The organism is Micromonospora tarapacensis (assembly GCF_019697375.1).
GTDB lineage: Bacteria > Actinomycetota > Actinomycetes > Mycobacteriales > Micromonosporaceae > Micromonospora > Micromonospora tarapacensis.
Window position 1 is genome coordinate 2,096,280 of record NZ_JAHCDI010000004.1, and the last position, 24,248, is coordinate 2,120,527.

The window sequence follows — 24,248 nt, forward strand, 5'->3', positions numbered from 1 at the left end:
GTCGGGTGCAGCCCGAGGTCGCTGCCTCAGCGTTGCACGCGCGCTCCGGCTCCCCGCATCAGCGCCTCCACCTCGGCACGGCTGGCCATCGACGTGTCGCCCGTGGTGGTCATCGCCAGCGCACCGTGGGCGGCACCGTACTCCACCGCCAGCGCCAGGTCACCGCCATGTTCGAGCAGGCCGTAGATCAGCCCGGAGGCGAAGCTGTCGCCGCCGCCGACCCGGTCGAGGATCTCCAGGCCGGGCCGGTGGGTGGCCTCGGCGAACGAACCGCCGGCCCAGGCCACGGCACCCCAGTCGTTCACGGTCGCGCTGCGCACGCCGCGCAGCGTGGTCGCCACGACCTTGAAGTTGGGGTACGCCTCGACCACCGCCTCGATCATCGCCTTGAAGTTGCCGGCGTCCAGCGCTCCACTGTGAATGTCGGTGTCCGGCACCGGGAAGCCCAGGCAGGCGGTGAAGTCCTCCTCGTTGCCGATCATCACGTCGACCAGACCGGCGAGCCGGCCGTTCACCTCCCGCGCGCGGTCCTGACCGCCGACGGCCTTCCAGAGGCTGGGCCGGTAGTTCAGGTCGTAGGAGACGGCGGTGCCGTGCCGGCGGGCGGCGGTCATGGCGGCCTCGGCGGTCAGCGCGGCCGTCTCCGACAACGCCGCGTAGATGCCGCCGGTGTGCAGCCACCGCACGCCCAACGCGCCGAACAGGTGATCCCAGTCGACGTCGTCCGGCTTGAGTTGGCTGGCGGCGGAGTACCCACGGTCGGAGGTGCCGACGGCCCCGCGTACGCCGAAGCCCCGCTCGGTGAAGTTCAACCCGTTACGGACGGTGCGGCCGATCCCGTCGTACGGCAGCCAGCTGACGAAGCTGGTGTCGACGCCGCCCTGGAGGATGAGGTCCTCCAGCAGCCGGCCGACCTCGTTCTCGGCGAACGCGGTGACGACCGCGGTCCGCAGGCCGAAGCAGCGACGCAGGCCACGGGCGACGTTGTACTCCCCGCCGCCCTCCCAGGCGCGGAACTGGCGTGCGGTGCGGACCCGCCCCTCACCGGGATCGAGCCGCAGCATGACCTCGCCGAGCGAGACCAGGTCGAAGCGGCAGTCGCCCTTCGGTCGGGTTGTCACGATGCTCATGCGGCACCTCCGGCCGCCGCCAGCGCCGCCCGGGTCCGGGCGCTGATCTCGTCCCACTGCTCGCCGGCGATGAGGTCCGCCGACACCATCCAGCTCGCGCCGACCGCGAGAACGGCCGGGAGGGCGAGGTACTCCGCGATCACGGCGGCGGTGATGCCACCGGTGGGGATGAACCGGACGGCTCGGAACGGCGCCGCGAGTGCCTTGATCATTGCGGCGCCGCCGAGCTGCTGGGCGGGGAAGAACTTGACGATGTCCAGGCCGACGTCGAGGGCCATCTGGATCTCGGTGGCGGTGGCGGCGCCGGGCACCACCGGCACGCCGGCCTCCTGACCGGCGCGGACCACGGCCGGCGCGAAGCCGGGGGTCACCACGAACCGGGCGCCGGCCGCGACCGCCCGCTCGGCCTGCTCGGTGGTGAGCACCGTGCCGGCGCCGACCGTCAGGTCACCACGGGCGGCGAGTGCCTTGATGGCGGCCAGCCCGGCGGGGGTACGAAGGGTTACCTCGACCGCCGTCAGACCGCCCTTGACCAGGGCGTCACCGAGGGGATCGGCGTGCCGCGCATCGTCGAGGACCACGACGGGCAGCACCCGACCGACAGCCAATCGTTCAGAGCCATGAACGTCAGTCACGTACGTGACGCTACTGGAGGCCCAGTTCTTTCGCCAGTGCGGCAACACCCCTTCGGGATCATGCCTGGAGTTCGAGGCTACAAGCCGTGATCGTGCTGTGTGCACTCGGTAGCGAGGCTGGTTGCGAACCCTGCCCCGGGCTGACAAAATGACCGTTTGTGCGTCGCGCGGGAGCGGTAGCGCTGATCATCCGGGCCGAGGGCAACGGCGACGGAGCAGCTCGTTTCTGATCAACTCGTAGCTGGGAGGCGACGGTAGCGGCTGTCCCGCTGCCCGCCCGGCCTCTCGGGCTGGCCCGAGGTCCCCAGTTGCGCGATGTTGCCGCCGCCTGCATCGCAACGGCGGTAGAGAGGAAGCCCGATGAGGCTTACCCACCGTGACGAAGTCCCACCGTCCCGCCTGCGTCGCGGAGCGGTCGCGGCCACAGTGCTCGCCGCGGGGACCGCGTTGGTCACCGCAGCAGGGGTCCTGACCGCGCCGCCCCTGTTGGCCGCCACGCCCGACATCACCGTCGATACCGCCTCGTCGTTCCAGGTGATCGACGGGTTCGGGGCCGCGACTCCGATCTGGGGAAGCGCGGGCGAGCACTGGACGACCGGCGAAACCCAGACACTCGTCGGCATGGGCAGCGGGCAGCTCGGTCTGTCGATCGTGCGAACCGGGCTGTCGCCCGAGTCGAGCGAGTGGAGCCATGCGGTCAACAGCCTCAGGACTGCCAAGTCCTACGGCTCCGACGTCAAGATTCTTGCGTCGCCTTGGACGGCTCCGGCGCACTTCAAGACCAACAACAGCAGGACCGACGGCGGCAAGCTCAAGCCGGACTACCACGACGACTATGCCGAGCACCTGAACAATTACGTGCAGTACATGAAAGGGCAGGGTGTCACGATCGACGTGACCTCGGTCCAGAACGAGCCGGACTGGCACCCGAACTACGACTCGATGGACTGGACCGGCACCGAGATGCGGAATTTCGTCCGGGACCACGGCGCCAAGGTCAAGGACACCGAACTCATGGTTGCCGAGTCGCTGAGGTTCAACCGCTCGTACACCGACCCCACGCTGCAGGACGCCGCCGCACGCAACAACATCGGCTATGTCGGCGGCCATCTGTACGATACCGAGAACAGTGGAAACCTGTCTCCCTACCCACTCGCGAACCAGCATGGCAAAAACCAGTGGATGACCGAGTGGAACCTCCACGCGGCCGACGGGAACGGTTCGAACATCTGGGGGGACCCCAGCAACACCTCCGTCTGGAACGAGAGCCTGGACGACATCATGCGGACCGTGCACAGGTCGATGGAGTCCGGCTGGAGCGCGTACGTCTGGTGGTATGGCCGCCGTTTCTACTCCTTCGTCGGTGACGGCGAGGCGCAGTTCGGGACCACGAAGGGCGAGGCACTCAAACGCGGCTATGCATTTTCGCAGTACGCCAAATATGTCCGGCCCGGCGACAGGCGGGTGGCCGTCTCGAAGGGTTCACGGGCTTCTTCTCTGGAGGTCACCGCCTACCACGGAAGGGGCAAGGTCACGCTGGTGGTTCTCAACCGTTCGAACAGTGCGGTCAACGATGCCGTCGTCCAGGTGCCGCAGAACATTTCGACGGCCGAGTACACCGTCACCTCACGAACCCAGAGTGCCCAGTCACAGCCGGCGAGTGTCAGCGGCGGGCAGGTGACCGTCGACGTCCCCGCGCGGAGCATCTCCACCATCACCGTCACGGAGGGGTCCGGCTCACCCACCCCGACCACGAACCCACCTGCCGGAGCTTGCCGGGTGACCAACTCCGTCAACGCGTGGAACACCGGCCTGGTCGACAACATCACCATCACCAATACCGGCACGAGTCCCGTCAACGGCTGGTCACTCAGGTTCACCCTCGCTCCCGGGCAGACCATCACCTCCGGCTGGAGTGCCACCTACTCACCAACCAGTGGTCAGGTGACCGCTACGAACGTCAGCTACAACGCCTCCATACCTCCAGGGGGCTCGACCACCATCGGCTTCCAAGCCAGCCACAGCGGCAACGACGCCGCACCGAGCGGCTTCACCCTCGACGGCGCCGCCTGTAGCTGAGCCCCGTGTACTGGCCGGGCCGGCAAGTGCCGACCCGGCCAGCACATCGAGCCTTCGGCGCCGCGACACCGGCAACGTTTCCCGGCACCGCCCTGGCTAGAGTCACCACGTGTCCAGCACGCCCGAGGATTTCCAGCCCGTCAAATCGGCCGGGCGCACCCTCGACCTGCTCGAGTTGCTCGCCGACCACCCCCACCCGTGGGCGCTGGGCGACCTGGCCCGCGCCCTCGGCATTCCGAAGAGCAGCCTGCACGGCCTGCTGCGTACGCTGACCAACCGCGGTTGGGTGCGGACCGACGAGACCGGCACCCGGTTCCGGCTTGGCCTGCGGGCGCTGCGGGTCGGTGCCGGCTACCTCGACGGCGACGACCAGATCGGCCTGCTCTCCGGCGTGCTCGACGAGCTGTCCCGCCGCTTCGGCGAGGCCGTGCATCTCGGCCGCCTCGACGGCGACCAGGTCGTCTACCTGGCCAAGCGTGAGTCGGTGCACCGACTGCGCCTCTACAGCGCCATCGGCCGCCGGCTGCCGGCCCACGCCACCGCGCTCGGCAAGGCGCTGCTCGCCGAGCATCCCGACCAGGACGTCGACGGGCTGTTGTCGTGGCCGCTGCCCCGCCTCACCCCGCACACCCTCACCGACCGCGACGCCCTGCACGCCGCGCTGGCGACGGTACGGGCGGCCGGGCACGCCGTCGACCGGGAGGAGAACGCCGAGGGCATCATGTGCCTCGCGATGGCCGTACCGCTGGCGTCGCCGGCGGTGGACGCGGTGAGCGTCTCGGTGCCGGCGACCCGGCTACGACCGGAGCTCGAAACGTCGATCGTCACGGCTTTGCGGGAGACGCTCGGCGGCCTTACCCAGGCCCGCAGCATGCTGACCGGATAGTCACACCGTCCCGCCGCACCCGGCCGCCCGGCCGCCCGGCCGTCGCCCCGGCCGTCGCCCACCCCGTCGGCCGCCCGTCGCCCGGTCATCGCCCGGCCCGTCCGGCCGCAGCCGGGCCCCAGCCTGAAGCCGGACGCACATCTGCCGCAGCCGGATCCGGCCCGAAGCCGCACGCGCATCTATCCGCAGCTCGACCTGAAGCCGCACCCCCACGGATCCGACGAGGAGCAGACGCCGATCACCGTCGGCAATATTCGCCGCTCACGCCCCCTCACCCCCTAGCTCCTTTGCTCTGCTTCAATCCACGCAACAAGTCACGCTACGTGGCGGCAGAAGTTCCTGCCCGATTTGGCGCCGCCCGGATCGTCGCTGCTCAGCTGCCAGTGCGTGGGTTGAAGCAGAGCAAAGGAGCCAACCACCATATCCGGGAGGAGTCGGCGCCACTACGGAACGTCAGCAGCGTGGAGCGTCGTCGACATCGTCACGGAGCGTCAGCGTCAGGGCGGACGGTCAACGGCTCCACTGACCGTCCGCCCGTCCGCCCGTCCACCCGTCCGCCTGCCCGTTCGTTCGTTCGGACTCGGCGAGTGGCACCGCCTCGGCGGCGGGCACCGCGTCAGGCTGGCAGCCTCCAGACCTGGTTGGCGCCGCCGAAGCAGTCCCAGATTTGCAGCCGGGTGCCGTTGGCGGAGCTGTTGCCGGTGGCGTCCAGGCACTTGTTCGACGCCGGGTTGCGCAGCGTGCCGTTGGACTGTGGCTGCCAGACCTGGGCGCCGGTGCCGTTGCAGTCCCAGAGCTGGATCGTCGTGCCGTTGGCGGTGCCGGCGCTGGTCACGTCCATGCACTTGCCGAGGGCACGCAGGGTGCCGTTGCTGGCCACGGTCCAGCTCTGCGCGGCGGTGCCGTTGCAGGTGTAGAGCTGGATGGCGGTGCCGTTGGCGGTGCCGGCGGCGGCCACGTCCACGCACTTGCCGGCGATGCCGGTGATCTGGCCGGTCCGGCCGCCCGGCGGCGGTGTGCCGCCGCCCATCACGGTGTCGTAGATCGCGCTGACCAGCGAGGTGGAGCCGCCGGTGTCCTGGGTGAGCTCCCAGTTCATCATGCCGCCGGCGTTGGCCATCGCCCACTGCGTCTTGCGCTTGACGGTCGGGACGCCGTTGTAGCACTGCTGGGCCCCGCCGGCGGTGGTGCAGTCGCGGTTGGCGTTCGCCGGGTCCATGCCGACCAGTTGCGAGTAGGTGTAGTAGCCGGGCCGGCTGTAGAAGGGCACGCCGAGGATCGCTTTGCTGGCCGGCAGGCCGCGGGCCTTCCAGCCGTTCACCGCGTTGATCGACCAGTCGTAGTTGGCGTGCGGGCTACCACCGTCGTACGCCATGATGTTGAGGAAGTCGACGTGGTTGAAGACCGCCGTCGGCACCCCGTCGCGGTAGTAGCCCTCGGCCACGACGGCGGCGGTGAGCAGCTTGCCCTGCGGACGCAGCGCGTTGCTGAGCTGGGACATCAGCACGCTGTAGTTGTTGGCCGAGGCACCCGGGTCCGGGTACTCCCAGTCCATGTCGACGCCGTCGAGGCCGTACTGGTTCACGAAGCTGACCACACTGTTGACGAACGTGGTGCGGGTGCTGGCGTTCGCGGCGAGCGCCTCGAAGGCGCTGTCGTCGCCGTTGTTCCAACCGCCGATGGCGATGGAGACCTTGACGTTGTTGGCGCGGCCGAGCGACACCAGCGACGAGAGCTTGCTGGGGTTCTCCACCGCGCGCAGGGTGCCGTTGCTGTTGGGCAGCACGAACGCGTAGTTGATGTGGGTGAGCTTGTTGTACTGGACCGCGTTGACGTTGCCGGTCCACGACGGCAGGTAGCCGACGCTCTTGAAGTTGTTCGGCAGGACCACCGCCTGCGCGGCGGTCGGGGCGAGGGCGAGGGTCGCGGCGGTGGTGGCCAGGGCGAGCAGACCGGCGGCCAGGGCCGAGCGGCGCCGCGGGCGTGGTGAGGACATCGAGGGCCTTCCCGTTGGCAGGTGAGGGTGCCGTGCCGCCACGGCCGGGCACCGCTGGTGCCGCCGGTGACCGGCCGGGCGTACGGGTGATGGGTTCCTCGAGGCAGCCAAATCTTAAAGAGTGTTAACGGTAAGGTCAATGACATCGTTCGATGCGGCCCTGCCTCCTGGCGGGGCACCGGTCTCCGCCCGTAGGCGGCGACGGCGACGGCGATCGGCCTATAGCATGATCCACATGACCACCCCCTCCGCCACCTTCCGCAATCCCGTCGTCTCCGGCTTCCACCCGGACCCGAGCGTCTGCCGGGTCGGCGACGACTACTACCTGGTCTGTTCGAGTTTCGAGTACTTCCCCGGCGTGCCGATCCTCCACAGCCGGGACCTGGTGAACTGGCGGCAGATCGGCAACGTGCTCGACCGCCCCGGCCAGCTGGAACTTCCTCCGGACACGCACGCCTCGCTGGGCATCTGGGCACCGACGATCCGTCATCACGACGGCCGGTTCTGGATGGTCACCACGAACGTCACCCTCGGCCGGCACCTGATCGTCACCGCGACCGACCCGGCCGGGCCGTGGTCGGACCCGGTCTACTTCGACCTGCCGAACGTCGATCCGTCCCTCACCTGGGACGACAACGGTGACTGCTGGATGACCCTGTCGGGCGTGGCGTCCTACCGCATCGACCCCGAGGCCGGCACCGTCCTGGAAGGCCCGGTGCCGATGTGGTCCGGCACCGGCGGGCAGTACCCGGAGGCCCCGCACCTGTACCGGATCGGCGACTGGTGGTATCTGCTGGTCTCCGAGGGCGGCACGCACACCGGCCACGCCGTCTCCATCGCCCGCTCCCGCAACATCCGCGGCCCGTTCGAGCCCGGCCCGGTGAACCCGTTCCTGACCCATCGCAGCACCGACCGCAGGGTGCAGGCCACCGGCCACGCCGACCTCGTCCAGGCCGGTGACGGCAGTTGGTGGATGGTGCTGCTCGGCATCCGGGCCAAGGGCCAGTGGCCGCCGTACCACGTGCTCGGCCGGGAGACCTTCCTGGTGCCGGTGCGGTGGGTGGACGGCTGGCCGGTGGTCGACCCGGTCGAGGAGGTGACGGCCGCGCCGGCCGGAAGCCCGCCGTCGCATGCCGCAGCCGCGGATCCCGGCGCGCGCCGGGACGACTTCGACGGCGCGGAGCTGGCGCCGGGCTGGATCTCGCTGCGCCACCGGCGGCAGGAGAGCTGGTCGCTGACCGCACGGCCCGGGTGGCTCACTCTGCACGCCGACGGTACGACCCTCGACCGGACCGGCGCGACCATGGTCGCCCACCGGCAACTGCACCATGACTGCCGGGCCGCCGTCCGGGTCGACCCCGGCTCCGGACGGGCCGGACTGACCCTCCGCATGGACGAGGCGCACCACTACGACCTTGAGATCTCCGACGGTTGCGTACGGGTGATCGGCCGGGTCGGGCCGTTCCGCCAGGTCTTCGGCGAGGTGCCGGTGCCGGCCGGGCCGGTCACCCTGACGATCGCCACCAGGACCCACGACCTGCTGCCACCGACGGTCACCGCGGCCGACCAGGTGACGGCGCCCGGGGCACCCTTCGGCGTACGCCCCTCTGCCTGCGACACGGTCAGTTTCGAGGTGGCGACCGAACAGGGCCCGGTGGTGCTGGCCGAACTCGACGGCCGTTACCTGTCCACCGAGGTTGCCGCCGGCTTCACCGGGCGGGTGTTCGGCCTCTACGTCACCGCGGGCAGCGCCGCCTTCGACTGGTTCGACTACCGCTCGACCCCGGTCAGCGAGCAATGACAGGAACACGCCTGGTGCGGCGGCTTGCCGCCGCCGCACCAGGCCGGGACTCGACGTGCCGGGGACCTACCCGGCGGCGCAGCCGGCGGTCATTCCCGTGCCGGTTCCGGTGCCCTGGAAGCCGAACTCGGTCGACTGGCCGGCGGCGACGCTGCCGTTGTAGCTGACGTTGGTGAAGGTGACCGCGCCGCTGTTCCCGCTCCGCTGGGCGTTCCAGGCGTTGGTCACGGCAGCACCGGAGGGCAGCGTCATGGGGACCGACCAGCCGTTGATCGACGAGGAGCCCGCGGTGACCCGCACCGTGGCGACGAACCCGCCGGGCCACTGATTGACCGACACCGACGCCGAGCAGCCACCGCCGGGCGGCGTGGTGGTGGGCGGCGTGGTGGTGGGCGGCGTGGTGGTGGGCGGCGTCGTGGTGGGCGGCGTGGTCGGCCCGTCGGCGAGGGTAGGCGTCTGCCAGTCCCGCCACTCGGCCAGGTTGCCCGCCTTGCGGCTGGAGATGCGGAAGACGCCGGCCGCGCTACCCGTCTTCAGCAGGAACTTCTGGATGTGCTGTTGCAGCGGGGTGCGCCACTCCGACCGGGAGGCGCAGTGCGTGCCGTCCTGCACGTCGGACCAGTAGGTGATGTTGTCACCCGCACCGAGGGCCTGGTAGACCTCCGCGCCGGCCAGGGCCGCGACGCTCGATGACCGGGCGGCCAGCCAGTCGATGTGCGGGTTGTCCATGATGAACAGACCGCGGGGCGCCACCATGGCCACCGTCTGGTGGGTGTCCACCGGCAGGTTCGCCGGGTTTCCGGTGTAGGAGCCGAAGGCGTCGCCGAGCCACGGCTGCTCGCCGTACGCGCTGCTCAGCGGCTGGGCTCCGGACTCGCCGGGGATGCCGCGGAAGATGGGTGAGCCGGCACTGCCCGACTCGATCGGCATGGTCAACGCGATGCGCTGGTCGAAGGCGCCGGTCACGAAGGCACCCTTGCCGTAGCGGGAGCAGCCGGTGACGCCGGTCGCGTCCGCCCGGAGGATGCTGCCGCCCGACTGCTCGATGACGTCGATGATCCGGCTCACCCCCCAGGCCCAGGCGACCAACAGGCCGCTGCTGCTCGATGAGCCGTAGATGCTGTAGAAGGCGCCCTGCTTGTCGTTGCGGGGCGTGCCCTCCCGGCCCACCGCGAGAGGGTCATAGTTGATCACCGCGGCGCCGGCGGACCGGATGGTGGCCGTGTCCGCGCCGAATCCACCCAGCACCACCACGGCGGGGTGCGGCCCGTTGCCGCTGGGCAGCTGCACGCTCGCGGAGAAGCTGGCGCTGCGGCCGTTGTGGGTCACGTTCACCGTGATGTTCGTGCCCGAGACCGTACCCGTGACACTCTGCGGCTTCGCCGGCTTGTCGCCGTAGACGTACCGCTCCGCGAGGTCCTTGGTCTCCGCCCGCTGGCACCGCCAGTCGGACTTGGCCGAGATCCGGGTGCCGTTGAGCTTCCGGAAGGGATCGGGGAGGCGAGAGCTGGCCGGCGGCGATCCCGGGTTGGGCACCGGGCAGTCGGCGCCCTCGTCCTCCACCGGCGAGACGGCGGCGAGGCTGCCGGCGGCCTGGGCCACGGTGGTGCTCGCCACCACCCAGATCGTCGCGGCGAGCGCGAGCACCGTCACCGCCAGCACGACGATCGCCGAACGGATCTGTGACCGGTCTGATCTCATGATCACTGAAGGTCCCCTTCCAGCGGCGACGAGCGCGATCGACGTTCATCGATAGCAGGCAGCGGTAAGTTTCAAACCCGACACCGAAACATGTCAATATGGTTTCGGCAATTATCGGTCGGTCATCGCCGGCCGGCCCGCCCACCCGGACACGCACCGCATCGGCCCGCGATCGGGCCCGGGTTCGGCCGCCACCGCGTCCACCGCCCGGACGGCCGGTCTCACGACGATCCACGGCATCCGCGGCGCGCGGCAGTGGACGGTGCAGACACCCCTCGTTTGCCTCTGGTTCATCGTTGGTCAATCGGCCAGTTGATTCGCCGTCACCCCACACTGACCAGCAAGGTTGGCCCGGCCGACCAGCCACAGTGGAAGGGTCGACGCACCAACGACCCAGGTGAGCGCCAGGTTTTCATTGACCAATCTCGATTTCTTGCCTTACTATTCTCGAAATTGTTCCCGCAAGTTTACCGGAAGTTCCGGTTGCGTTTCGGCCGATCATCCTGCGGTTCATCCGAGGACAGCGTGGACGGTCCGGGCCGGAGCGGCAGCGATCCAGGAGGAACGTACGAGATGTCGCAGCTCGTCCTGTTCGCGATCGACATCTGCGCGGTGGCGTTGCTCGTCTTCGGGCTCTACTTCCCGAGGCACCGGCGCCGTGACCTTGTCGTCGCCTACCTCGGGGTCAACGTCGGTGTCCTCGCGGTGGCCAGCGCGCTCAGCGCCAGCAACGTCGGCGCCGGGCTCGGGCTCGGGTTGGCACTGTTCGGCGTACTGTCCATCATCCGCCTGCGCTCCACGGAGCTGGACCAGCACGAGGTCGCGTACTACTTCTCGGCCCTGGCCCTGGGCATCCTCGGCGCGCTGAGCACCACCTCGATCTGGCTCAGCGCCGGCCTGATGGGGCTGATCGTGGTGGTGATGTTCCTGGGTGACCATCCCCGGCTGCTACGCCACTACCGCCACCAGATCATGGTGCTCGACTCGGCCGTCACCGACCAGGTCGCCCTCGTCGCACAGCTGGAGCAACTGCTCGGCGCACGGGTGCACGCCGCCATCGTGCAGCGGCTCGACCTGGTCAACGAGACCACCATCGTCGACGTCCGGTACTCGGTGAAGGGTCGGGCCGCCAGGGCCGCGGCCGGCACGCCGACCCCGGCGGGAGCCCACCGATGAGCACGCCGCCGTTGACCGCGCCACTGGCGGCGCTGCCACCCGTCGGGCTGGCCGAGCTGATCGACCGGGCCGCGCTGCAGACCAGGGTCGACCGCAAGTACGTCGTCCCGCTCGGCGAGCTGCCGCAGCTGTTGCGCCAGCTCACCTCGTACGCCCAGGTGCTGGAGATCGACGGCGAGCGCAGCTTCCGCTACGAGTCGGTCTACTTCGACACCCCGTGGCTGGCCAGCTACCACTGTGCGGCCTACCGGCGGCGACGCCGCTTCAAGGTACGCACGCGCAGCTACCTCGACTCCGCACAGTGCTGGCTGAGAGTCAAGATCAGCGGTGCCCGGGACAGCATCACCAAGCACCGGTTGCCGTACGACCCGCGCGACCGCGCGACCGTGCGCCCGGGCCGGGACTTCGTCGACGAGGCCCTCGTCCGGGAGGCGGTCTGCCCGCCCGCCGGCAGCGACCTCGACCCGGTGCTGGTGACCAGCTACCGGCGGGCGACCCTGCTGCTGCCGGGCACCGCCAGCCGGGTCACCATCGACACCGGCTTGAGCTGGCAGGACGGCGACACCTCGTTGCAACTGCCCGGCCTCGCCGTGGTCGAGACCAAGACCAGCTACGCCGCCTCACCCGCCGACCGGATGTTGTGGCAGCGCGGGCTGCGGCCCGCCCGCATCTCCAAGTACGCAACCGGCCTGGCCGCCCTCCGTCCGGGGCTGCCGGACTCGCCGTGGCGACGGACCCTGCGCCGCCACTTCCGCGCCCCCGAGTCGGTGGGCACGGCACCGACCTCCACCACCCACCGTTCCGTTCAGGAGGCATCGTGCGTCTGACCGTCCGCAGCGCCGGCACCGCGACGGCACCCCTGCGTACCGCAGGGATCGCCGCCGTCGCCGTGCTGGTCGCCGGGCTACTCGTCCCGTCGCCGGCACCGGCCGGCGCCGAACCCTCGCCGGCTCGTCCACCACCGGCGGCAGCGGCACCGACACCGTGGCGGCCGACGCCGTCACGGCGGCAGCCGCCGCCGACGACCTGGTCGGCGACATCGGGTTCTCCGTGCCCAGCGGCACCTTCTCCGGCGAGGTGTCGGTGTCGCTGAGCAGCACCGTCAGCGGCGCCCAGATCCGTTACACCACCGACGGTCGACTGCCCACCGCACAGTCGTCGCTCTACTCCGGCTCCCCGCTGCGGCTGACCCGGACCACCCAGGTGCGGGCGCAGGCCTTCGTCGGACAGACCGCGTCCGGGGCGCCGGGCACCGCGATGTACGTCGCCCGCAACACCACCACGGCGCATGACCTACCGGTCATCCTGGTCGACTCGTACGGTGCCGGCCGGCCGGACCGGGAGTACTTCGACGCCGCCACCATGATCTTCGAGCCGGGTGGCGGGAACACCTCGCTGGCCGCCGCGCCCACGGTCGCCACCCGCGCCGGGTTCCGGCTACGCGGCCAGTCGTCGTCGACCTTCGACAAGACGCCGTTCCGGCTCGAATTCTGGGACAACGAGGACGACGACGCCGACTACCCGCTGCTGGGCATGCCCGCCGACTCCGACTGGGTGCTGCGCGGCCCGTTCACCGACAAGGCCCTGATCCGGGAGGCGTTCGTCTACGACCTCGGGCGGCAGATGGGCCTGCCGGCGCCCCGGTACGCCTTCGCGGAGTTCTACCTCAACACCGACGCCGGCCCGGTCGCCGCCGACGACTACATGGGCGTCTACATGATCGTCGAGACGATCAAGAACTCCAAGAACCGCCTCGACCTCAAGCAGCTCCGCGAGGACGACCGGACCCTGCCGAGGATCACCGGCGGCTACATCTGGAAGTTCGAGTGGATGGCCGCCGAGGAGCCCATCCTGCCCTGCACCGGGCCGGCGGCGAGCTGCTGGAACTACCTGGAGGTCGCCGACCCGTCCCCGCTGCAACCCGAACAACGGGACTGGCTACGCAACCACCTCCAGGAGTTCCACAACGTGCTCCGGGCGCCCAACTTCGCCGACCCGACGAGCGGCTACCGGGCGTACATCGACGTGGACTCCTTCATCGACCAGCTGATCATCAACGAGTTGAGCCGGGAGATGGACTCGTACATCCGCAGCGCGTACTTCTACAAGGACCGCGACACCAAGATCTTCGCCGGTCCGCTGTGGGACTACGACCTCAGCTTCGGGGTGGGCGGATACTTCGCCAACGACCAGACCTCCGGCTGGCAGTACCAGCAGGTGCGGCAGCCCGTGGCCAACGACTGGTACACCCAGCTGATGCGGGATCCGGCCTTCGTCAACCAGGTCCGGCTGCGCTGGCAGGCGCTGCGCACCAGCACCCTCTCCGACGCGTCGCTACAGTCCCGGATCAACGCCCTCACCGCGCCGCTGACGGCCGGCGCGCAACGCAACTTCCAGCGCTGGCCGAACCTCTCCACCCGGATGGTCGGGCCCTTCATCACCCCGACCGCGTCCACCTGGCAGGGGCAGGTCCAGTTCATGCGGGACTGGATGCTGCGCCGCGCGGCCTGGCTCGACTCGACCGCCGGCTGGGGCGGGTCCACCACGCCCCCACCGACCACTCCCCGCCCACCACTCCCCACCGACCACTCCCCGCCAACCACTCCCCGCCGACCACCCCGCCGCCGACCACCCCGCCGCCGGGCGGGAGCGGCTGCACCGCGACGTACGCGGTGATCAACCAGTGGCCCGGCGGCTTCCAGGGCGAGGTCCGCGTCACCGCTGGTGCGGCAGCGATCAACGGCTGGACCGTGACCTGGACGTTCGCCAACGGCCAGACGATCAGTCAGGTCTGGAACGCGACCGTCACCAGCCAGGGATCGACGGTCACCGCCCGCAACGTCAGCTACAACGGCAGCCTCGCCGCCCGCGCCAGCACGACGTTCGGCTTCCTCGGCTCGGCCAGCGGCTCGACCAGCGCCCCGACGCCGAGCTGCACCGCTGGCTGACCGCCGCCGGCAGGCGCACCTGGCACCGGGTCACCGGTGTCAGGTGCGCCACCGGATTGACGCGCGGACCGCACCAGACCATTCGACGGGTCAACCGCCCGGGGTAGCCGACGGACATGAACGGGAGCGGGGACCGTACGAAGCCCGGAACCTGCAAGCGTGGGGTCATCGATGTGCGGCGTGCCGGGGTACGGTCGGCGGGTGGCGGCTGGGTGAGTTCGCCTGGCCTGTTGAGCTTGGAGCGGCGCTATGGTCTCGTCCGTCGATCCGCGCTTCGGTGTAGCTCTGCGTGAGTTTCGGCAGCGGCGTGGTCTGTCGCTTCGGTCCCTGGGGCAGCTCGCTCATCGGGGTAAGAGCCATCTGCACGAGTTGGAGGCAGGGCTCAAGGCTCCGACGGTCGACACGGCGCGCCACCTGGACCAGATTCTCGAAGCGGAGGGCGCGCTTGCTCGCCTGGTCGATGCGCCGATCGACCATGCGGCCGAGGCCGGCGAGTTGCGGGCGCGGGTTGCCGCCAGCGATGTCAGCAGAGAGGTGCTCGACCGGATCGAGCAGGGTGTTGACGATCTTGCCAGTTCCTATCCGACGATGGCCCCTGCGGATCTTCTGCCGCTGGTGCGGCGGCACCTCGCCTATGTGGGGCGGTTGCTGGATGGACGGGTCACGCTAGCTCAGCAACGGCGGTTGTTGGTTGCTGGTGGCTGGTTGGCGGTACTGCGGGCCACCGTCCACATCGACCTGCGGCAGCGGACTGCTGCGGCTGCCCATCTGCGAGCTGCTCGTGACCTTGCCGAACATGCCGAACATGGCGAGATCCAGGCATGGTGTCTCGAAACCCGGGCCTGGGACGTGTTGACTCAAGGTGACTACCGGACGGCACTCGATCTTTCCGATCAAGCTCAGCGGATCGCCCCGAAGGGCAGCTCCGCCCGCATTCAGGCGACTGCCCAGGAGGCGCGTGCGTGGGCACGGATCGGGGACGTCGGCGCGACCCGGCGAGCGTTGGACCGGGTAGCGCGGCTGACGGCGAACCTGCCCGTTCCTGAGCGGGCCGAGCACCACTATCGATACGACCCGGCCAAGGCCGCCGCCTACACGGCCACGACGTTGGCGTGGGCCGGTGACCCCGGTGCCGAGCAGGTAGCGCGGGCGGTGCTGGCCGACCTGGACCCGAACGGCGACGGGGGAGCACGGCCCCGCCGGTCCGCGTCGGCCCGTCTCGACCTCGGTCTCGCCCTGGTCGCCGCCGGCCAGCCGGACGAGGCGGTCGCGCTCGGGACGCAGGCGGTGGCGTCCGGGCGGGTGGTGCCGTCGAACTGGTGGCGGGCTGCGGAGTTGCTGACGAAGGTGGAGCAGACGGGGGCACCAGAGGCGGCGACACTGCGTGACCTGTGCATCGAGTACGCCCCGGGACGTCGACCACCAGCGGACAGCACACCTGGTTAGCGGACAGTCACCTTCTGGATCGATGACGCGCCCGGCGTGACGCTGGACCTCACTGCACCCGGGCGCGGAACGAGGCACATCAGCAGGTGTCCCTCCGTGCCCTCGCGACGGAGGGCCGGACAGATGACCGCACACAAGCCCCCGGCAGCGGGCAGGGACGTCTCGGTGTCGGTGGAGCGGCGCGTCTCGTACGACGAATACCTCTCGGCTACCGCGTTGACGTTTGCCCGGCGGCATCGGCCCGTGTGGTCGTGGCAGCGGTGGCGGCGCGTCTGCCGGTGCGGGGCCGATCTGCCGTGTCGTGCCCGGCATCGCATCCCGATCAACCGTGATCACTGGCCGCAGGAAGGTGAGCAGTGACCGGCGGGCCGGAGCAGGCGATCCTCGCGGTCCACGTCCGAGGACTCGACGGCATGTGTGCCGGTTGCCGAGCCTGGTGGTCGCGGCTGTCCCCGTACCCGTGCTGGCAGGTGGAGTGGGCGACCAGCCAGCAGGCCCACGCGAGCGTCGCCAGATTCCTCGGCCGTGTGCGGTGAGCACCCACGGCCCGGTCCTGCCGATCTGGAGCTGCACCGCCGCTTCATCGGCTGGACCAGACGACCGCCGCATGCACAGCAGCGAAGCCCAGCGACCGTGCCGGCCGAACCCGACCGGGACCGCCGGCACCAGGCCGGATGACCTCGCACGACAACCGGGTGATGGTGCAGCAGGACGCGGACAGCGGTCACGCCCTCGCCCATCCGTTCGGCAGAATGGCCGGTATGAGGATAGACCTTGCTGGCCGCACCGCTCTCGTGACCGGCTCGACCCAGGGCATCGGCCGGGCCATCGCCGCCGGCCTGGCGGCGGCCGGAGCCCGGGTGGGAATCAACGGGCGTTCACCTGAGTCCGTCGACCGGTCCCTGGCCGAGTTGGGCGAGGGTGACTTCGTCGCCGTACCCGCCGACGTGTCGACAGCCGACGGAGCGATCGCGGCGGTCGACGCGCTCCCCCGGGTCGACATCCTGATCAACAATCTCGGCATCTTCGGTGCCCAGCCCGCCCTGGAGATCAGCGACGACGACTGGCGGCGCTACTTCGAGGTCAACGTGCTGGCCGCGGTGCGGCTGACCCGGGCATACCTGCCCGGGATGCGCGAGCGCGGCTGGGGTCGGGTCCAGTACATCGCCAGCGACTCGGCGGTGGTGATCCCGGCCGAGATGATCCACAATGGTGTCTCCAAGACCGCCCTGCTGGGTGTGGCCCGGGGCTTCGCCAAGGAGGCGGCGGGCTCGGGCGTCACCGTGAACAGTGTCATCGCCGGCCCCACCCACACCGGCGGGGTCGAACAGTTCGTCCGCTCGCTGGTCGGCTCGGAACTGCCCTGGGACGCCGCGCAGCACGAGTTCATGATCCGGCACCGGCCACAGTCGCTGTTGCAACGCCTCATCGAGCCCGCGGAGATCGCGAATATGGTGGTCTATCTGTCCTCGCCACTCGCGTCGGCGACCACCGGGGCCGCGGTGCGGGTGGACGGCGGCTACGTGGACTCCATCCTGCCCTGACCCGTCGCGGCGAAGACCGCACCCGGCCCGGTTTTCCGTGCTACGGTGGCCACGTTGCAGTTTTGATTTCCGTAGACGTAGCCAGCGCCTGAGGGTATCCAAACCCGGGCGCTTTTTGTTTTGTCCCGGCTCTGCCGGGACACGGGTGATCAACGCAGCGACCAGGAAACTCCGCATGGTGCGGCGTTTCGACAGCCTGCGAGGAGAAAACATGGCTTCCGGCACCGTCAAGTGGTTCAACGCGGACAAGGGCTTCGGCTTCATCAGCCAGGACGGAGGCGGGGCCGACGTGTTCGCGCACTTCTCGGCCATTTCCGCCAGCGGATTCCGCAGCCTGGAGGAGAACCAGCGGGTGGAGTTCGAGATCACCCAGGGCCAGCGTGGACTTCAGGCGGAGAACATCCGCCCGCTCTGACGCGACTCCCGGGTACGACGGGCCGACTGATTCAGCGGACCCGCCGTACCCGGGGCAACCGACTGGTGTCCGTCCACCCGTGACCGGGTCGCCGATGGCCGTCGGGCACGATCAGGGCATGACATTCGGCGGGCTGGCGTACACCGGGACACCACAGGACCGGGCCGCGAGCCTGCGCACCGACCCGGACTGGGTCGCCGACCGGCTCCGGCGCGACGACAGCCAGGTGCTGCCGATGTGGCGCGACCGCCCGCTGTTGACGGCCACCGGCCACCCGGTCACGCTCACCGGGCCGCCGGGCCGGACCCTGGTGGCGTCTGCCGGCCAGAGCACCCTGCTGGGTCTGGACGGTACGACGGCGATCTTCGCGGCCGACCTCAGCGAGGTCGACGAGGCGGAGGCGCTGCGGCTCGGTGCCGCGCACGCCAGCGCCGACCTGCGTAGCCTCGCCGCCACGCTGCCCGCGCCGCTGGCCGCCACCCTCGCGTACGCCCGGGGACTGCTCTACTGGAACCGGCACACCCGGTACTGCGGTACCTGCGGTGGTTCACCGAAGCCGAGATCGTCGAACGCATCGTCGACGGCCCCGGTTCGGGTCCCGTCGACTCGATCGGTGGATGGCTGCTGCGCTCCTGGGTCGGCCTGCCGCCGGCCTGACCGGCCGCCCGCTTCGCGCCGCCGCGTCCGGTCGGCGAAATGGCGCCAACCGGCCCTTTCAGGTTAGCCTGCCCTAACTTTGCGACATCAAGGCGGGGGCATGCCACAGACCACGGCGCGGCTGATCGGCCAGATGTTCTGGCGCCAGCGCCGGGACACCACGTTGTGCGCCGCCTTCTGGTCGCTGCACCAGGTCTGCGAGGCACTCGTCCCGGTGGCGATCGGCCTGGTCATCGACCAGGCCGTCGGGACCGGATCGACCTCGGCGATGGCCTGGTCCGTGCTGGGCATCTTCGCGCTGTTCACCGCCCTCACCATGGGTTGGCGGTCGGGTTTCTGGTTCCTCTCCAAGGCGGTGGTGGAGGAGTCGCACGTGCTGCGGATGCGGGTGGTCCGGCGCGTGGTGACCGGACGGGGCATCCGGACCGAACGCCAGAGCGGGGAACTGCTCTCGATCGCCACCTCCGACACCCAGTCCGCCGCCGAGTTGCTCGAACTGGGCACCCGGGGGGTGAGCGCGCTGGTCGGTCTGTCGGTGTCGACGATCGTGCTGTTGCGGATCGACTGGTCGCTCGGCCTGGGGTTGGTGGTGGGCGTGCCGATCCTGGTGCTCGGGCTCAACGCGCTCGGGCCGGTCGTGGGGCGCCACACGTCGGCGCAACAGCAGGCCATCGGCCGGGCCGCCGCGACCGCCTCGGACCTGCTGCGCGGGCTTCGGCCGCTGCGGGGTTTCGGGGGCGTCGACGAGGCCGCCCGTCGCTACCGTACGGCGAGCCGTACCTCGCTGCGCGCCAGCATCGGCACGGCCAAGGCCGGCGCCACCTTCGTCGGCGCGTCGACGTTCACCACCGGTCTGCTGATCACGGTCGTGGCCGCGCTGGCGGGCTGGTTCGCCCTGCAGGGACGGATCACCGTCGGGCAACTCATCACGATCGTGGGGCTGGCGACGTTCATCGCCGATCCGGTGCTCAACCTCGCCGACTGCGTCTTCCGGCTGGCGACCGCGCGAGCCAGCGCGGCCCGCGTCGCCGAGGTGCTCGCCGCACCCGAGCAGGCCCCGTCCGGCCGACGGACCGCGGCGGCGGGGACGCTGGCCCTCGACGAGGTGCACGCGCCGGGGCTGGCCGGCGTCGGCCTCACCGTCCCGCCCGGTGAGCTGCTCGGTGTGGTCACCGGGGAGACGGTCACCGCGGATGCGATCACCGAACTGCTCGCCGGTGCGCGGCTGCCCGAGCGGGGCGAGGTGAGGCTGGCCGGCACGCCGTTACCGGAGCTGGACGTGGCCTCGTTGCGCCGGGTGGTGCTCGTCGAGCCGCACGGGGTCGACCTGTTCGGTGCCACGCTGCGCGAGGCGCTGCGGACCGGTGCGGACGGGGATGACTCGGCGCTGAGCGCGAGCATGGCGGCGGCCTCCGTCGACGACCTGCTCGCCGAGGGCGACGCCGGGCTGGACCGCCACCTGACCGACCACGGCCTCAACCTCTCCGGCGGCCAGCGGCAGCGGCTCGCCCTGGCCCGGGCGTTGCTCGCCGACCGGCCGGTCACCGTCTTCCGCGACCCGACGACGGCGGTCGACGCGGTGACCGAACACGCCATCGCCGACGGGATACGCGCCTACCGGGCTGGCGGCGGGCGGGCAACGGTCCTGGTCACCACCAGCGCGCCGCTGCTCGACCAGTGCGACCGGGTCGTCTTCGTCCAGGCCGGCCGGGTGGCGGCCGTCGGGCGCCACCGTGAACTGCTCGCCCAGCCCGGGTACGCCGAGGTGGTGCTGCGATGAGCCCGACGTCGATCCTGCCCGTCGCGAGCGGCAGGGCGACCGCTGCCGCCTTCTGGCGTGCCCTCCGGCGCTACCCGCTGCTCGGCTGGACGTCGGTGGTGGCATCGGCAGCGGCGAGCGTGGCCGCGGTCGGCGTGCCGATCCTGCTCGGTCGGCTGGTCGACCTGGTGGTTGCCGGCGGCACCGTCCGGTCGCTGCTGCTGACCTCGGCGTGGATCCTCGGCGCGGGTCTCGCCAGCGCGGTCCTCACCGGGGCGTCCCGGTGGCTGATCACCGAGTGGGGCATGCGCGGCTGCGCCGACCTGCGGGAAGACGTGCTCGACCGGGCGCTGCGGATGGACGCGGCCCGGCTGGAGAGCGCCGGCGCGGGCGACGTGGCCTCGCGGGTCACCGAGGACGTCGAGCAGGTGACCGACTCGGTCCGGCTGGCCGCGGGGATCTTCACCGCGCTGGTCACCGTCGTCATCACCTTCGCCGGCTTCGCGACGCTCGACTGGCGCATCGCCTGCGCCTTTCTGATCGTCTTCCCGGTGCACGCGATGAGCCTGCGCCGGTTCGTGCCCCGGGCGAGGCGGCTCTACGCCGCCGAGCGGGAGGCCGCGGCGGTCCGGACCCAGAGCCTGTTGACGACCTTCACCGGCACCCGGACGGTCCACGCGTACGGCATGGAGGATCGGCAGAGCCGGCGGGTCGACGAGGCGTCGAGGGCCGCGGTCGTCGCCCGGCTGCGGGCGGTCCGCGGATTCCTCTGGTTCGCGAACATGATGAACTACGCGGAGGCGATCGGGCTCACCGCGGTGCTCCTGAGCGGGTTCCTGCTGGTTCGGGCGGGCGAGGTCACCGTCGGCGACGTCACCGCCGCCGCGCTGCTCTTCCACCGGCTCTTCGGCCCGCTCGGCATGCTGCTGATCTCGTTCAACGACATCCAGTCGGCCGGCGCGGCGCTCGCCCGGCTCGTGGGCATCACCGGGCTCGGCGTGCCGGCGGCGGGTGCCGGCGGCCCGGTGACCTCGCGGAGGCCCGCCGGCATCACCGCCAAATCGGTGGCACACCGCTACCCCGGCGGCCCCCTCGTCGTGCACGACGTGTCGCTCGACATCGCCGAGGGCGAGTCACTCGCGATCGTCGGCGAGAGCGGGGCCGGCAAGACGACCCTCGCGGCCATCCTCGGCGGGGTCGTCCCCGCCGCCGACGGCGAGGTGTGGCTGGGTGGCCGGCCGATCGGCGAGCTGTCCCCGGACGAACTGCGCCGCACCGTCGGCGTGGTCACCCAGGAGGTCCACGTCTTCGCCGGCACGCTCGCCGACGACCTCCGGCTGGCCGCCCCGCACGCCCGCGACGAGGACCTGTTCGCCGCGCTGACCCTGGTCGGCGCCCGCGAGTGGGTCGACGCGCTGCCCGACGGGGTGCAGACCAGGGTCGGTGACGGTGCCCATCCGGTCAATCCGGGCCAGGCACAGCAGCTGGCGCTGGCCCGGATCGCCCTGCTCGACCCGCCGATCGTCGTCCTCGACGAGGCGAGCGCCGAGGCCGGCAGCGCGGGCGCGCGGCAGCTCGAACAGGCCAGCGCCGCGCTCATCCGTGGCCGCACGGCCGTCGTCGTCGCGCACCGGCTCACCCAGGCACACAGCTGTGACCGGATCGCCGTGATGTCACACGGCCGGATCGTCGAACTCGGCAGCCCGGACGAGCTCGTCGCGGCCGGCGGCCGGTACGCCGAGCTCTGGTCGGCCTGGCAGCGCTGACCGGTCGCCGGCGCGCAGGGCCCGCACCGCGAGGACGGCCAGCCAGGTCCAGCCGAGTGTGATCCCGGCACGCTGGATCAGCCCCGCACCGCCGTCGGTCGGATCGACCGCGCCGGCGGCCACGACGAGCACCCCGACGGTGATCCCGGTGAGCCGGCAGTACCAGCGCCACGCGCCGGTCGGCCGCCAGCGGGCGGCCGTGAAGCAGGCGGCGATCAGCGCCGCGAAGACGAGGAGCGAGACGAGGTTGTGCGCGGTGCCGTGGCTGGTCGTCCGGTCGGTCGGAACCGGATCCGAGACGAAGACGCCGGCTCCGATCAGGCAGATCGCGAAGACCCGCACCAGCCAGGCCGTCCACCGTGAGACGGTGTGCCGCAGCCCGAACGAGAACACCGCCAACAGGGTGCCGCTCACCACGAAGTTCGCGATCTGGAGCCACCCGCCGCGCCCGATCGAGCCCTCGCTGACGAAGTCGTGGGCCGGCTGGTAGCCGGGTTTGACCACTCCGTTGATCAGGATCACCGCGATGAACAGCACCGCGCCGACGATTCCGCAGCCGAGCAGGCCCCGAGTCCTCGTCACGGCCACAACGTAGCAACGGTGAACACGCCGGCCGGCCGGGCGTCGGGTCAGCCGCGCAGCAGCGGCAGCACCCGCCCACCGAGCAGCTCTATTCCGCGGTGCGGGGTCAAGCCGTGCGGCGTGCCGAACTCCACCCGGCTCGCCCCGGCGTCGAACACCGCGGCGGCCTGCGCGGCGACCTGTTCGGGCGTACCGGAGAACGCGAACAGGTCGAGCAGGTCGTCGCCGATCAGCGCGCCGGCCAGGTCGTCCTCGCGGCGCGTGACGTGCTGCTGGATCCGGGCCAGCAGCTCGGGGTCGACCTCGACGGTGGGGTCGAGGGCGGCGACCACGGCGAGGTACATGGCGACCTCGGTGCGGGCCACCCGTCGCGCCAGCGCACCGTCGGAGTCGACGACGGTGACCGCGCCAAGCACCACACCGGTGCCCGGTCCGGCCCCCGCCTCGTCCAGCCAGGCCCGCATCGTCTTGGCCATCGCCGGGTTCGCCGACCCGCCGACCTTGACCTCGCTGGCGAAGCGGGCGGCGGACCGGGCCGTCTGCTGCCCCCAGGTGCCGACCAGCACCGGCACGTCGGGGCGGGCCGGGGCGTACCGCAGGGCGGTGCCGGGCGCCACGGTGAACTCCCGGCCGGCGAAGCCGCCGTCGTCGCCGGCGAGCAACCGGCGGACGATCTGGACGGTCTCGGCGATGCGGCGCAGTGGCCGGGCCTGCGGCACCCCGACCTGCTGCAACCAGGTGCCCCGGGCGAGCCCGAGGTAGGCGCGGCCGTGCGAGGCCAGGTCGAGCGCGGCGACCTGCCCGGCCACCTCCACCGGGTGCAGGGTGAACGGGTTCAGGCAGGCCGCGCCGAGGCGGATCCGGCGGGTGTGCCGGGCGGCCACCAGCAGCGGGAAGATCGGCGGCTGGTACATCAGGTCACCGAAGACCGACAGCACGTCGAAGCCGTGCCGTTCGGCCAGCTCGGCAAGCTCGGCGTACTCGTCGGCGGACTTGTCCGACTGCAGGCCGATACCGACCAGACGGCTCACGTCAGCTCCTCGGTGGGGATCTGCCGCCGGCCGGTGCGTTCGATGCGCATGATGACCCGCTCGTCCGGGTCCGGGCAGGCGACGTGGCTGTCCCGGGCCATCCAGTCACCCTCGGCCAGGGCCCGCTGCTTGGCCGGCAGCAGCGGCAGGCAGGCAGCGAGGGCGTACAGGCAGAAGTGCTGGCCGGCGGGGATGCTGAGCCGGCAGGACTCGGTCAGGTCGAGGTGGTCGCCCGGCTTCATGCCGCACACCGAGCGGCCCTCGATGCGCTCCACCACGACCCGCAGGTCGTAGACGTCGGTGGTGGGCTGTTCGTCGCTCATCGCATGGCCTCCGCGTGGTGGTGCACGATCCGCCAGCCGGTGCCCGCGCGACGCAGCACGTCGGTGACCCGGAAGCAGCTGTCCGGCCGGTCGCCGCCGTGGCGGGCCCGCAGCACGTACCGGACCACGCCGGTGTCGCCCCAGCAGTCCGCGTGGAGCTGTTCCGGCGCCACGGTGAGCGGCGCCGGTCCGGCCGCCTCGGCCGCCCGCCGGTCGCGCAGCGCGTGCAGGTCGGCCAGGCCGCGGAGCAGGTGATCGGCGTCGCTCTCCCAGATGGTCAGGTCGGGGTGCAGGTGGGCGTCGAAGGCGGGCCGATCCCCGAGTGATCGGTACATGTCGCTGATCGTGGCGGTGAGTTCGTCGGTGGTCATCG

22 protein-coding genes are annotated in these 24,248 nt (G+C 70.9%); 14 read left to right on the plus strand and 8 right to left on the minus strand.

What is annotated here, in order from left to right:
• Nucleotides 1–26: 26 nt before the first annotated feature.
• Together KIF24_RS15500 and eda are read right to left on the minus strand one after the other, a co-directional pair.
• Nucleotides 27–1,130: a sugar kinase gene (locus tag KIF24_RS15500; protein ID WP_221084634.1), complete on the minus strand. Its 1,104-nt coding sequence runs from the start codon at nt 1,128–1,130 to the stop codon at nt 27–29.
• Nucleotides 1,127–1,765 (minus strand): bifunctional 4-hydroxy-2-oxoglutarate aldolase/2-dehydro-3-deoxy-phosphogluconate aldolase, encoded by a 639-nt coding sequence (gene eda, locus KIF24_RS15505; RefSeq protein ID WP_221084635.1) that lies wholly within the window; start codon nt 1,763–1,765, stop codon nt 1,127–1,129. The genes KIF24_RS15500 and eda overlap by 4 nt, the downstream gene beginning before the upstream one ends.
• 447 nt (nt 1,766–2,212) lie before the next feature.
• Between eda and KIF24_RS15510 the strand changes: the two genes are divergently transcribed.
• Together KIF24_RS15510 and KIF24_RS34515 are read left to right on the plus strand one after the other, a co-directional pair.
• Nucleotides 2,213–3,844 carry a cellulose binding domain-containing protein gene (locus tag KIF24_RS15510; protein ID WP_230415637.1) on the plus strand — a complete coding sequence of 544 codons (1,632 nt, stop codon included), beginning with the start codon at nt 2,213–2,215 and terminating at the stop codon, nt 3,842–3,844.
• A gap of 109 nt (nt 3,845–3,953) precedes the next feature.
• Complete coding sequence (locus tag KIF24_RS34515; protein WP_221084637.1) at nt 3,954–4,730, plus strand: IclR family transcriptional regulator; 777 nt, start codon at nt 3,954–3,956, stop codon at nt 4,728–4,730.
• Nucleotides 4,731–5,346: 616 nt separating this feature from the next.
• On the opposite strand, the gene KIF24_RS15520 is transcribed toward KIF24_RS34515, so the two are convergent.
• A complete protein-coding gene (locus tag KIF24_RS15520; protein ID WP_221084638.1) occupies nt 5,347–6,726 on the minus strand; it encodes a glycosyl hydrolase family 18 protein in 1,380 nt (459 codons plus the stop codon).
• Between the two features lie 235 nt (nt 6,727–6,961).
• On the opposite strand from KIF24_RS15520, the gene KIF24_RS15525 reads away from it, so the two are divergent.
• Nucleotides 6,962–8,527: a glycoside hydrolase family 43 protein gene (locus tag KIF24_RS15525; protein ID WP_230415639.1), complete on the plus strand. Its 1,566-nt coding sequence runs from the start codon at nt 6,962–6,964 to the stop codon at nt 8,525–8,527.
• A gap of 66 nt (nt 8,528–8,593) precedes the next feature.
• On the opposite strand, the gene KIF24_RS15530 is transcribed toward KIF24_RS15525, so the two are convergent.
• Nucleotides 8,594–10,228, minus strand: coding sequence for a glucuronyl esterase domain-containing protein (locus KIF24_RS15530; protein WP_221084640.1), 1,635 nt, complete (start codon nt 10,226–10,228; stop codon nt 8,594–8,596).
• Nucleotides 10,229–10,801: 573 nt separating this feature from the next.
• On the opposite strand from KIF24_RS15530, the gene KIF24_RS15535 reads away from it, so the two are divergent.
• The 11 genes from KIF24_RS15535 (at nt 10,802) to KIF24_RS15585 (ending at nt 21,939) form a co-directional block, all read left to right on the plus strand.
• Nucleotides 10,802–11,404 (plus strand): DUF4956 domain-containing protein, encoded by a 603-nt coding sequence (locus tag KIF24_RS15535; RefSeq protein ID WP_221084641.1) that lies wholly within the window; start codon nt 10,802–10,804, stop codon nt 11,402–11,404.
• A complete protein-coding gene (locus KIF24_RS15540) occupies nt 11,401–12,231 on the plus strand; it encodes a polyphosphate polymerase domain-containing protein (protein WP_221084642.1) in 831 nt (276 codons plus the stop codon). Before KIF24_RS15535 ends, KIF24_RS15540 begins: the two co-directional genes overlap by 4 nt.
• 157 nt (nt 12,232–12,388) lie before the next feature.
• On the plus strand, nt 12,389–14,080 hold the full coding sequence (locus KIF24_RS15545) for a CotH kinase family protein (RefSeq protein WP_221084643.1): 1,692 nt from the start codon (nt 12,389–12,391) through the stop codon (nt 14,078–14,080).
• Nucleotides 14,077–14,352: a cellulose binding domain-containing protein gene (locus KIF24_RS15550; RefSeq protein WP_221084644.1), complete on the plus strand. Its 276-nt coding sequence runs from the start codon at nt 14,077–14,079 to the stop codon at nt 14,350–14,352. The genes KIF24_RS15545 and KIF24_RS15550 overlap by 4 nt, the downstream gene beginning before the upstream one ends.
• Before the next feature lie 249 nt (nt 14,353–14,601).
• Complete coding sequence (locus KIF24_RS15555; protein WP_221084645.1) at nt 14,602–15,798, plus strand: helix-turn-helix domain-containing protein; 1,197 nt, start codon at nt 14,602–14,604, stop codon at nt 15,796–15,798.
• Between the two features lie 356 nt (nt 15,799–16,154).
• The gene (locus tag KIF24_RS35090; RefSeq protein WP_221087671.1) at nt 16,155–16,334 is read left to right on the plus strand and encodes a hypothetical protein; all 180 of its coding nucleotides are present in this window, start codon (nt 16,155–16,157) and stop codon (nt 16,332–16,334) included.
• A 138-nt stretch (nt 16,335–16,472) separates the two neighbouring features.
• The gene (locus KIF24_RS15565; protein ID WP_230415642.1) at nt 16,473–17,342 is read left to right on the plus strand and encodes an SDR family NAD(P)-dependent oxidoreductase; all 870 of its coding nucleotides are present in this window, start codon (nt 16,473–16,475) and stop codon (nt 17,340–17,342) included.
• 211 nt (nt 17,343–17,553) lie between these two features.
• Nucleotides 17,554–17,757 carry a cold-shock protein gene (locus KIF24_RS15570; protein ID WP_221087380.1) on the plus strand — a complete coding sequence of 68 codons (204 nt, stop codon included), beginning with the start codon at nt 17,554–17,556 and terminating at the stop codon, nt 17,755–17,757.
• Between the two features lie 118 nt (nt 17,758–17,875).
• Nucleotides 17,876–18,481, plus strand: coding sequence for an NUDIX-like domain-containing protein (locus KIF24_RS15575; RefSeq protein WP_221084646.1), 606 nt, complete (start codon nt 17,876–17,878; stop codon nt 18,479–18,481).
• 33 nt (nt 18,482–18,514) lie between these two features.
• Nucleotides 18,515–20,194: an ABC transporter transmembrane domain-containing protein gene (locus KIF24_RS15580; RefSeq protein ID WP_221084647.1), complete on the plus strand. Its 1,680-nt coding sequence runs from the start codon at nt 18,515–18,517 to the stop codon at nt 20,192–20,194.
• The gene (locus KIF24_RS15585; RefSeq protein WP_221084648.1) at nt 20,191–21,939 is read left to right on the plus strand and encodes an ABC transporter ATP-binding protein; all 1,749 of its coding nucleotides are present in this window, start codon (nt 20,191–20,193) and stop codon (nt 21,937–21,939) included. The genes KIF24_RS15580 and KIF24_RS15585 overlap by 4 nt, the downstream gene beginning before the upstream one ends.
• Here the strand turns inward: KIF24_RS15585 and KIF24_RS15590 are convergent.
• The 4 genes from KIF24_RS15590 to KIF24_RS15605 are packed head-to-tail and all read right to left on the minus strand — an operon-like array spanning nt 21,847 to nt 24,246.
• The gene (locus KIF24_RS15590) at nt 21,847–22,521 is read right to left on the minus strand and encodes a DUF998 domain-containing protein (RefSeq protein ID WP_221084649.1); all 675 of its coding nucleotides are present in this window, start codon (nt 22,519–22,521) and stop codon (nt 21,847–21,849) included. The two genes, KIF24_RS15585 and KIF24_RS15590, sit on opposite strands and share 93 nt — an antisense overlap.
• 47 nt (nt 22,522–22,568) lie before the next feature.
• Nucleotides 22,569–23,552, minus strand: a complete 984-nt coding sequence (locus KIF24_RS15595; RefSeq protein WP_221084650.1) for an LLM class flavin-dependent oxidoreductase — start codon at nt 23,550–23,552, stop codon at nt 22,569–22,571.
• The gene (locus tag KIF24_RS15600; RefSeq protein WP_221084651.1) at nt 23,549–23,875 is read right to left on the minus strand and encodes a TIGR04076 family protein; all 327 of its coding nucleotides are present in this window, start codon (nt 23,873–23,875) and stop codon (nt 23,549–23,551) included. The genes KIF24_RS15595 and KIF24_RS15600 overlap by 4 nt, the downstream gene beginning before the upstream one ends.
• Complete coding sequence (locus KIF24_RS15605) at nt 23,872–24,246, minus strand: nuclear transport factor 2 family protein (protein WP_221084652.1); 375 nt, start codon at nt 24,244–24,246, stop codon at nt 23,872–23,874. The genes KIF24_RS15600 and KIF24_RS15605 overlap by 4 nt, the downstream gene beginning before the upstream one ends.
• Between the last annotated feature and the right edge of the window lie 2 nt (nt 24,247–24,248).

Coding starts and splice junctions, on each gene's coding strand:
- KIF24_RS15500 (WP_221084634.1), bottom strand. CDS start 1,130: ATGAGCATCGTGACAACCCGACCGAAGGGCGACTGCCGCTTCGACCTG.
- KIF24_RS15520 (WP_221084638.1), bottom strand. CDS start 6,726: ATGTCCTCACCACGCCCGCGGCGCCGCTCGGCCCTGGCCGCCGGTCTG.
- KIF24_RS15525 (WP_230415639.1), top strand. CDS start 6,962: ATGACCACCCCCTCCGCCACCTTCCGCAATCCCGTCGTCTCCGGCTTC.
- KIF24_RS15530 (WP_221084640.1), bottom strand. CDS start 10,228: ATGAGATCAGACCGGTCACAGATCCGTTCGGCGATCGTCGTGCTGGCG.
- KIF24_RS15535 (WP_221084641.1), top strand. CDS start 10,802: ATGTCGCAGCTCGTCCTGTTCGCGATCGACATCTGCGCGGTGGCGTTG.
- KIF24_RS15540 (WP_221084642.1), top strand. CDS start 11,401: ATGAGCACGCCGCCGTTGACCGCGCCACTGGCGGCGCTGCCACCCGTC.
- KIF24_RS15555 (WP_221084645.1), top strand. CDS start 14,602: ATGGTCTCGTCCGTCGATCCGCGCTTCGGTGTAGCTCTGCGTGAGTTT.
- KIF24_RS15565 (WP_230415642.1), top strand. CDS start 16,473: ATGACCTCGCACGACAACCGGGTGATGGTGCAGCAGGACGCGGACAGC.
- KIF24_RS15570 (WP_221087380.1), top strand. CDS start 17,554: ATGGCTTCCGGCACCGTCAAGTGGTTCAACGCGGACAAGGGCTTCGGC.
- KIF24_RS15575 (WP_221084646.1), top strand. CDS start 17,876: ATGACATTCGGCGGGCTGGCGTACACCGGGACACCACAGGACCGGGCC.
- KIF24_RS15580 (WP_221084647.1), top strand. CDS start 18,515: ATGCCACAGACCACGGCGCGGCTGATCGGCCAGATGTTCTGGCGCCAG.
- KIF24_RS15585 (WP_221084648.1), top strand. CDS start 20,191: ATGAGCCCGACGTCGATCCTGCCCGTCGCGAGCGGCAGGGCGACCGCT.
- KIF24_RS15600 (WP_221084651.1), bottom strand. CDS start 23,875: ATGAGCGACGAACAGCCCACCACCGACGTCTACGACCTGCGGGTCGTG.
- KIF24_RS15605 (WP_221084652.1), bottom strand. CDS start 24,246: ATGACCACCGACGAACTCACCGCCACGATCAGCGACATGTACCGATCA.